Origin of the sequence: Streptomyces purpurogeneiscleroticus (assembly GCF_020024005.1) — a bacterium.
Taxonomy (GTDB): Bacteria; Actinomycetota; Actinomycetes; order Streptomycetales; family Streptomycetaceae; genus Streptomyces; species Streptomyces purpurogeneiscleroticus.
Genome location: NZ_NHSG01000206.1, coordinates 1 through 10,173 on the forward strand (window position 1 = coordinate 1; position 10,173 = coordinate 10,173).

Here is a 10,173-nt window from a genome sequence, read left to right on the forward strand (position 1 = left end):
CTTCGGCGTCCAGCCGGTGTCCCCCTCGGCGTCGTCGCTGGTCCACTCCTCCGTCTTGCCGTCGGTCACCACGGTCTTGGTGCCGCTGCCGTCCTCGTTGACCTCGATGGTGGTGGTCACCTCGTGGCCGTCGAGATCGACGGAGGAGTGGGTGGTACCTGTCACCGTCTGCTCGTTGCCGTCCTCGTCGGGACCGACGGTGGTGTAGGTGGTCTTCGTGTCGCGATGGCCGGTCTTCTGGTCGGTGACCGAGGTGGTGGTACCGGTGGTGGTGCTCTCGTTGCCCTCGGTGTCCTTCGTCTTGCTGGTGAAGTCGTCCGTGGTGGTCTTGTGCTCCGGCGTCTCGGAAGTGCTGGACGTGCCGGAGGTGTTCGTGACGCTGCCGAAGACGTCCGTCGAGGTCGAGTCGTACGTGCCGTCGGCGTGGTAGTTCGTGGTGTCGGTCGCCTTCAGGCCCGTGTTGGTCTCCATGGTCGTGGTGACCTTCGTCGGCTTGCCGTCCGGCCCGTACTCGTACGTCGTGGTGGTCTTGTTGCCGTGCCCGTCGTCGGTGGTCCACTCGTCGGGGCGCTCACCGGGCTTCTCGGGCTCCTCCGGCAACATCGACGGGTCGAGGTCCGGGTACTCCTTCTTGGCCTTCTCGACCGACTCGTGCCAGGCGTTCCACTCGTCGTTGCGGGCGTTCCACAGGTCGGAGGCGATCGAAGCGCTCTGCTTGGCGGCCTTGTTGGCCAGGTCGAAGTCCCAGTCGGCCCACTTCTTCGCCACGCCCTCGTAGAGGTTCTTGAGCTTTTCCAGCTTCTCCTCGGAGCGCTTGAAGGAGCCCTTCCACGTCGAGTAGTACTTGCGGATCGCCGCGACCGCCACCCGGGTGCCGACCTCGTCGACCGAGTACTCCTGCTTGCTCTCGCGGGCCTGCTTGACCTCGTCCTTGAGCTTGCCGGCCTTCTGCGCGACGTCGTTGAGCAGTTCGTAGTCAACGGCTATGTCGGTCACGGTCACACCCTTCGCGCGGTCGGAGATCACTTCTCTCCACTGGTCAAACGCAACGGAAAGCGAATCGGTTCACCCGAGTACCGGTGAAGGGGACCGAAGTGATGTCGTTCACACTGTGAACCGATCGGGCCGCAGATACGTAAACGTAGGTGTGGTGTCCTATGCCTCCGGTGAGCCGGACGCGTCGGCAGTGACACCTGTGAACGGTCTACCGCGGGAGAGGAACAGGCTTGGCTACGCGTCCCGGAGACTGGGGTGCTCTCGGCCTCGACGGCGATCCGACCCCGGGCGACGCCGCCGCCATCACGGCCATCGCCGACGCGATGCGCGACCTCGCCACCAACGCGGGCACCATCAACAACGGCCTCAAGGCGCTCCAGCAGACCGCCGGTGACGGTCAGCGCTTCATCGGCAAGACCGCCGACCAGCTGCGCGACATGGTCGACGACCACCTGCACAACTTCGTCGGCCATGTCGAGGAGTCCTTCCACCAGGCCGAGGCGGCACTGCGTACGTACGCCACCGCCGTCACCGACGCGCAGAGCGATGCCGACCAGGCGCTCTCCGCCATCCAGGGCCTGGCCGACGACGACCCGCAGCGGCAGACTCACATCGACCGGGCCGACGAGGCGAAGACCGCGCTCAGCAACGCGGCGAGCACCCTGGACAAGGCGCTGACCGCCGCCGGGTCGCTGATGGTGCAGCCGGTCAGCGACTGCGACATGTTCTGGGAAGCCTTCGAATGGCTGACCATCGTCCTGTCGGTCATCGCCATCTTCACCGGCGGCGTCCTCGCGGTCCTCGCCTGGGGCATGAACGCGGTCCTGCTCATCAAGACCATCGTCGACTTCAGCCAGGGCAAGGCGAGCGGCCTGGAGCTCGGCCTCGCCTTTCTCGGCGTGCTCTTCCCCACCACCAAGGCGCTGCCGGTCGGCTCCATCGTCAAGGGCCTGGGCGGCGTCCTCAAGGGCGGCTTCGAGGGCGTCGCCGGCGCCGGGAAGAACATCTTCGCGGAGATCGGCCACTTCTCCTCGCTGCACGGCATGCCCAAGGTCGTGGTGGCGCCCATGGTCATCGCTGCCCACGCGGCGCCTGCCCTCAATATCGTCAACGGGGTGAAGGGGCTCGGGAATCTCGCCAAGGGCGGCTGGGACTCCCTGGCGGGCAACTTCGCCAAGGACTGGGCGACGTTCACCGGTCACCTCGACGGCAGCTGGGCCAAGATCGGCGCGTACGCGAAGGTCAACCTCGGGCGGGGTGGGCGGATCGCCACCGCCACCGTTCTGCCCCTGGACTTCACCGAACTCGGTGTCCTGGGCCTCGGCGGCGCCGCGCGGCTCGCCTTCGGCGAGCGGGTCCTGGGCATCAAGCAGCCGGAACTGCACGCGCTGCTGGCCAACGCGGGGCGTACGGACGCGGCGCTGCGCGGCGGCATCCACACCGGCGCGTTCGGCGGGCCCGGCGCGCTCGTGCCGTTCCGGCCCGTCGGCGGGCCTGGCGCGCCCTTCGTGCCGGGCGGCTTCGTGGACCTGTCGGGTCTGCATCTCGGCGCGGCCGGCTTCCCGGGAGGTTTTCCGGGAGGTTTTACGGGCGCGCACTTCACGCCCGGTGGTCTCGTCACGCCCGGTGGACTCGGCGGGATTCCCGGGACGGTGACGCCCGGCGGGCTGGGGGCGTTCACCCCGAACGGTCTCGGGACGTTCACGGCGAACGGTCTCGGGACGTTCACGCCGAACGGGCTGGGGACGTTCACGCCGAACGGTCTGGGAGCGTTCACGCCGAACGGGCTGGGCGGTACCGCCCCCAACGGCATCACGGTGCCGCACGGCATCACCGCGCCTCAGGGCATTTCCGTACCTCAGGGCATCACCGCACCGCACAGCACCATCGCGCCTCAAGGCATCACCGTGCCCAACGGCTCCATCACCCACGCGGGCGTGCAGCAGATCGACCAGCCGGGGTTGGTGACCGCCCCCGGCGTACCCGGCATGACCACGCACGCCAACGGCCTGACCGTTCCGGACGTCCACGGTTCCGGCGCCACTCAGCTGATCCAGCAGGCGGACTTCGCGGCCGGGCACGTCCGCCTGGACAACAACCTGCTGTTGTCCGCGGACACCGCCATCGATCTGCTCAAGGACACCCACGCGGCGTCGCCGCTCGCCCACACGGACGCCCCCGCCGTCCGCGTCCCGGAGACCTCGTTCGACGCCGGATCCGTCCACGGCATCGGCGACGGCCACGCGATGGCCCGTGGTGCCGCCGGGCACGGCGAGGCCCTGGAGGACATGACCTTCCCCGAACTGCAGGCGCTGGCCTCGGGCGACGTCGCGGTGACCGCTTTCCACGGGGACGGCGTCAGCATCCGCATCGGTGATGCGGCGACGCGCACGTTCACGGCACAGGACCTGGCGAACACGGTACCCGGCGGCCCGGCGCGTACGGACCTGACGGGTATTCAGGGCGCGGCGGTCACGCAGAGCCCGGCGGGCACCCGGCACCTGCCCGGCGCCGAGGGCGTGCCGGGTACGCACGGCGGCCCGGCGGAAACGATCCGGCCGACGGGTGCCGGCACGCACGTGGAGACGGCCGGCCTCCACGGGGCGGTGCCCCCGCCGCGTGACACCGTCAAGGCCCCGGCGGACGTCCCGGCGACGGCCGGCGTGCACGACCCGCTGCGGGCGAAGAGCCCGGACGCGGCGCCGAGCACGAAGGCAGGCGCATCGTCCGGCAACGGTTCCATGGCCAAGGCGGCTCCTCAACCGGCCCTCGACCAGCATGACCTGGCGATGAGCCTGCTGGATGCCGGCGACCGCAAGCCGGCCGTGGCCACCGGCCACAGCGCCGCCTCCGGCAGTGGCCCCTCCGGCGTGTCGGCCCGTCCGGACCTGGACGGCGCGGGCGCGTCCGGTACCGCGGACCGCAGTGCCCTCGACCTGATCGCCCACCCGGGCGGTGACTTGTCGAAGGCGGCGGACGCCGCTGCCGTACCGGCCGCGGTCAAGGCCACCGAACACACCCCGACACCCACGCCCGCGCCCGCGCCGAAGGCCGGGTCCGCTCCCACCCCGGCGTCCGGTCCGAAGGACACCGGTCCCGCCACCGCGCCCCCGTGCGGCCGCTTCGGCGGCTTCTCCGGTGCCGCCGCCATGAACCAGCGCCTGCGTGCCCGGCACGATCTGATCCTCGGCGGTTCGACCGGTCCCGAGGCCGGGGCGAAGCTCAACGCGTGGGCCGGGTACGAGAACGCGCTGTCGCAGCTCGGTAAGGCGGAGCGCAAGGTGGACGAACTGGCGCCGCCGGGCGCCGCCCAGGGCGAGCCCTCGCCCGCCCTGGCCGAGGCGCTGGACGACCTGGGCGTCAAGCGCGCCGAGGCCGCCGAGGCGGAGGCCAAGCTCGACGAACTGGGCATCGACGCGGCGCGCACCCGCAAGCAGATCAACGCACTCACCGGCGGCCTCTTCGGCGAACACGGCCCCGGCGGCGGTCCGCGGCCGCACCCGCAGCCGCAGCCGGAGACGCAGGCGGTCCCGTCCGCCGACAAGGGCAAGGGCAGGGCGGACTCCGTGGAGCCACAGCCCGCACCGGGCAGCCCCTTCCCGCAACGCCCGGCACCGGAGGACCCGCTCGGTTCCGGCCCCGGCACGGGGCGCGGCGCCCGCGACCGGGCCCGGCACGACATCGTCACCGGCGGCACCAGCGGCCCGGAGGCCGAACTGCGGCTCGACGCCTGGGAGCAGTACCAGCGCACGTCGTACGGCCTGGCCGGCGCCCAGGCGAAGGCGGACCGGCTGGTGCCCAAGGCGGATCAGCCCGGCCCGTCCAAGCCGTCCGCCGCGGCCCTCGACGCACTCGACGACCTGGGCGCCAAGCGTGCCGAGTTCACCCAGGCGGAGAGCCGGCTCGCCGAGCTGGGCATGGACCCGCAGGCCGTCCGGCAGCAGATCGACGACGCCAACAACGCCATCGCCGCCGAGCGTGCGCAGCGCGGGGAGTACGTCGGGCCGCTCGGCGGCGCGCCGTCCTCGCACCCCGGGCCGCGCGACGTGGAGATGACCGACGTACAGCCCGGTCCCTCGGGCCAGGGCGGCGGCAACCACCCGATGCCCGGACTGCGGTGGGACAACGCACTCACCCGCGGCACCACGCCGGGCGACATCCGCGCCAACACCGCGTTCCAGGGCCTGCACGGGCTCGACCAGCGGCCCCTGTCCGGCGCCGACTACCTGGCCAACCTGCACGACAGCCTCCGCGAGCAGCGCCCGCTCTCCTACGTCGTCAACACCGTCGTCAAGTACGACGAAATCGGCGGCGGGCAGCTCGATGCCTTTTTGCGGGCGGTCACCGCCGGTCTGCCGGACGGCTACCGGGGGCGGTACGGCGTGGTGATCGGCGTCAACGGCCCGGCGGGCGAGATGGCCCGGATCAACGCCGCGGTGCGCCATGCCCTGGACGGCGTGCAGGCCGACTTCCCGGTCGCCGTCGTCGGTGTCGGCTGGCGCGGCGGCTCGTTCCCGTTCGGCACCGTCCGCAACACCGTCATGACCAGTCCGGCCAGCCGGTCGATGGTGCACGCGATGATGGCCGGCGGCGCCGACGGCGCCGGGCGTACCCATCCGTACTTCGCCTTCATGGACTTCGACACCTTCCCGCACACCGTGCCCAGCGGCCGGCACATCTTCGACTACTTCGACAAGAAGTTCGAGATGCGGGGCGTCGAGCGGGCCGGGGAGCCGTCGTCGGCCGAGCCGCTGCGCCCGCTGATGATGACCGGCGGCTACCGGGTGCCCGAGCCGCCCGGCAACGGCCGGTCCGACCCGCTGCTGGTCAAGACCGACGAGCACCTGGCCGACGCCGAGGCGAAGGGTAAGGGCAAGGCCAGGGCCACCCCGCTGCAGCCCGGCGAACTGCGCGTCACGCCGGAGAACCGGAACACCTTCGACCTGCGGGTGCGCGCGGACATGCGGGCCCGCACCGGCATCGCGGGACGCCACCCGCTGCTGCCGTACGCGCCCGAGCCCAACCTGTTCGTGGACGCCACCGCGACGCTGGTGGACACCATGCCCGGTGTGCACGGCTGGCTGCCGCTGCGGTTCGGCGACGGCGGTGCCGAGTTCCACCACCTGAGCCAGGCGCTCAACAACTTCAACGCCTGGGAACTGGACACCACCCTGCCGCGCCTGACCAGGAACGACTTCCCGCGGCTGGCGGGCGAGAGCCAGGACGACTGGCTCAAGCGGGTGGACGACGGCATCACCGACCGCGAGGCGCAGCGGGAAATAGCCGCCGGCAACCACACCCTGCCCGACCGCGGTACGGCCTTCGTCGCCGAGTTCGAGAAGGCCGCCATCCCCACCGACCTCTCCCGGATCATGGCCTCGCTCTTCGGCAAGAGCGGCAAGCTGCTCCAGGACCACGCCGGGCTGGGGAACGTGGAGCGGCTGGTCGTGAACAAGGACGCCAAGCGCGGGATGGAACTGAAGGACGTCCGTGACGACCGTTTCAAACTGTCCCCGGAGGCGGCGGACCACGACAACCCGCTGCGGCCGGTCGAGAGTCCGGACCAGGAGCGCCCCCGTGACGTCGCCGCGCGGCTGACCGACAAGCTGGGCACCGGCGCCAACCCGCTGGGGGTCAACGTCTCCGCCGGGCTGCCGAGCGACCCGTCGATACGGGCCGGCATCCGCCAGGAGGACCTGCGGATCATCACCCACGGCTACGCCCACAACGAGGACCCGTCGCGGTTCCTGGACCTGCTCGACTACGCCATCGTGCACACCTCGCACCAGTCGCCGCCGACCTCGGTCCTCCACGCCTTCGAGAACGCGCCCGGCCGTCTGGGCCTGCCCGCACCGGAGGACATCCTGCGCGGCGTGCGGGCCCAGCTGGAGTACCGCGGCACCGTCAGCAAGGGCCGGGTCGAGGCCGCGGTCAATGACGCGATCACGCACGGGACCGACGGCCGGGAACTGTCCATCGCCCTGGCCACCGGGCGGCTGCGCCGCGAGGCATTCCTCCCCGACGGCCTCGGCGGCTCCACGAGCCGGCCCGCCAGGAACACGGCCGAGGACCTCGCGCTCACGTACTACGCCAACGCCCTCGGCCGCGAACTGCACATCACTTTCGCCGACGGCACCATGACCACCGTCGCCCCCACGAAGCAGGGGAAGAAGCGGCTGCCGCCGGTGGAGATCGTCTGGACGACCAGTACGGACACCGTGCGCTACCCGGACGGCGGCCACTGGACCGTGGCCGACAACGAACCGGGCCCGGTCGCGGGCGGCAAGCGCGGTCGCGGTGGTGCGGACGGACCGGGCGGCGACACCCACGCCAAGCGCCCGCGCAAGGGCCGGGGCGAGGGCCCCGCCGACCCGGACACGCCCATGGGAGGCATCCAATGACCACCGACCGGGCGGCACCGGACGCCACCGTGCACCACGTGACCTCCGGCCGCCCCGGCGCGCTGGCCGCGGCCCTGGAGGCCGCTGCCCCGGGCGACGAAGTGCGGATGTCACCCGGGACGTACGAGGAGACGCTGCGCGTCGTACGGGACGTGACGCTGCGGGCCGCGGACGGCGGTGGGGTCACCCTCGCCGCGCCCGGCGGCACCACCCCTGCCCTCGAAGTCCTGTCCGGTGCCCGGCTGACGCTGGACGGGGTGACCGTACGGGGCGGCGCGGCGGACCAGCCGGCCGTCCTGCTGTCCGGCGGCAGCACGCACTGGCACGGCGGCGGTACCGGCCGCGGGCGCCTCGAAGTGCTGCGTGACGCCGCGCTCACCATGACCGGCGCCCGCCTGATGGGTGCGGCACTGGCCGGGGCGCTGATCCGTACCACCGGTGCGGTGCGGCTGACGGACTGCGTCCTGGAAGGCGCCCAGGGCACCGGCGTCGTGGTGGGCGGCGACTCCCGGCTGGAGCTGACCGGCAGCCGGATCAGGGGCGCCACCGGCTCGGGTGTGCGGGTCCGCGATGGCGCGCGCGTCGTGCTGCGCGACTGTCTGATCGACGGCGCGGGCCGCAGCGGGCTGCTGTTCGAGGACCGGTCGGCGGCCCTGCTCGTGGACTGCCGGGTGCGGGACTGCGGCGGCGAAGCGGTGCGCGTGCTGGACTCCTCGCCCGTACCGCAGGACGACGACCCGTACGAGGCGGCGGACGCCGCAGTCCCGGCGGAGGCCCGGGGCGGACTGCTGCTGTACGGCTGCGAGCTGAGCGGTGCGGGCGCCGACGCGCTGCACGTCGCCGGGGCCGGCGACGCCGTGCTGGCCGGCTGCGTCCTGCGCGACGGCGGCGGCGCCGGCGCCACGGCGGGGGAGCGGGCCCGAGTGCGGCTGGCCGACACCCGGATCACGCGGACCACGTCGGCGGCCCTGACGGCCTACGGTACGGCGCGACTGGAGGCGCGCGGCACGACCGTCCGCGGCTCGGCGGCCAACGGCCTGCTGGTCACCGGCTCCGCCGCCGTCCGGCTCACCGACAGCGAGGTGACCGACTGCCGGTTCAGCGCCGTGCACGCCGGTGGTGCCGCCGAGGTGACGCTGACCCGGCTGCGTGCCGGCCGCACCCCCGAACACGGGCTGCACGCGGTCGCCGACGCCCGGCTCACGCTGACCGAGGTGCACCTCACCGACTGCGGTATGTCCGGCCTCGATCTGTCCGGCGCGGCGCGCACCGAAGCCGCCGACGTGTCCGTCGTGCGCTGCCGCAATGGTGTCGTCGCCGCATCCGGCGGCCCGGTCCGCCTGACCGGCTGCACGGTCACCGACGCCGAACGCGCCGGGTTCAGTGTCGGCCCCGCCGGCGACGTGGAACTGTCCGGCGGCCGGGTGCTGCGCGCCGGTACGGCCGGGCTGGTGGTCCAGGACGGCGCCACCGTACGGGCCCGCGACGTGGAGATCACCGAGGTGGCCGGGTCCGGGGTGGTGGTCGCGGCCGGCGCCGCCCCGCACGTGAGCCGGGTACGGATCGTACGCGCCGGCAAGAACGGCCTGATCGTGGACGCCAAGGGCGCCGGCGTCTTCGAGGACTGCGAGATCACCGCACCCGGCTACCCGGCCGTCCACCTGGGCGATGCGGCCACCCCCGTACTGACCCGGATCCGTGTACAGGACGCCGACGCTGACCTGAGCACCGGGACTGGCGCCGACCCGGAGGTGCGCGACTGCGTCTCGTGGCAGGTCAAGGACGCGCACTGGCCCGCACCGCTGGCGCCCGTGACGGCAACCGCCACCGCGGCGTCCGGCGTCACCCCGGCCGGAGGCACCACGACCACGGCCCCGGCCACCGAGGAGGACCTCGACGAACTGCTCGGCGAACTGCAGCAGTTGATCGGCCTGGACCGGGTCAAGCAGGATGTCGCCTCGCTCGTGAAGCTGATGCGCATGGTGCAGCGCCGCGAGGCGGCCGGGCTCGCGGCGCCGCCGCTCAGCCGCCACCTGGTCTTCGCGGGCAACCCCGGCACCGGCAAGACCACGGTGGCCCGGCTCTACGGCCGTATCCTGGCCGCCGTCGGCCTGCTGGAGCGCGGCCACCTCGTGGAGGCCGACCGCTCCGCGCTGGTCGGCGAGTACGTCGGCCACACCGGGCCGAAGACCCAGCGCGTCTTCATGGAGGCGATGGGCGGCGTGCTGTTCATCGACGAGGCGTACTCCCTGGCACCCGCGAACGGCTCGGGCGGCAACGACTTCGCGCAGGAGGCCGTCGCGACCCTCGTGAAGCTGATGGAGGACCACCGCGACGCCGTCGTGGTCATCGTCGCCGGCTACCCGGTGGAGATGGAGCACTTCATCGACTCCAACCCCGGTCTCGCCTCCCGCTTCAACCGCACGTTGCTGTTCGAGGACTACGACACCGAGGACCTGGTGCGCATCGTGGAGCAGCACGCGGCGGCCCACCAGTACGAACTGACCGACGCGGCACGCGCCACGCTCACCGGCTACTTCGACCACGTCCCCCGGGACGGCCGGTTCGGCAACGGACGCTCGGCCCGGCAGACGTTCCAGGCGATGACCGAACGGCAGGCGTACCGCGTCGCGGAGAACGACTCCCCGTCCGAGGCGGACCTGCGGACGCTGTCCGAACTGGACGTACCGGAACTGGACATACCGGAGAGGGGCCTGTCCGGCCCTGGCGTGCCGCAAGCGCTCCCGTCCGGCCCCGGCGGGCCCGTCCGCCCGGC

The 10,173-nt window shown here is 72.5% G+C and carries 3 protein-coding genes; 2 read left to right on the forward strand and 1 reads right to left on the reverse strand.

The features are described from left to right. Window positions 1-996, reverse strand: a 996-nt coding sequence (locus tag CCS38_RS13365; RefSeq protein WP_223733463.1) for a hypothetical protein, incomplete at its 3' end; no start/stop codon positions are given. A 230-nt stretch (window positions 997-1,226) separates the two neighbouring features. On the opposite strand from CCS38_RS13365, the gene CCS38_RS13370 reads away from it, so the two are divergent. Both CCS38_RS13370 and CCS38_RS13375 read left to right on the forward strand, forming a co-directional pair. After that, a complete protein-coding gene (locus tag CCS38_RS13370; protein WP_223733464.1) occupies window positions 1,227-7,397 on the forward strand; it encodes a putative T7SS-secreted protein in 6,171 nt (2,056 codons plus the stop codon). After that, on the forward strand, window positions 7,394-10,173 hold a 2,780-nt coding region (locus CCS38_RS13375), incomplete at its 3' end, for a right-handed parallel beta-helix repeat-containing protein (protein ID WP_223733465.1). The genes CCS38_RS13370 and CCS38_RS13375, both read left to right, overlap by 4 nt.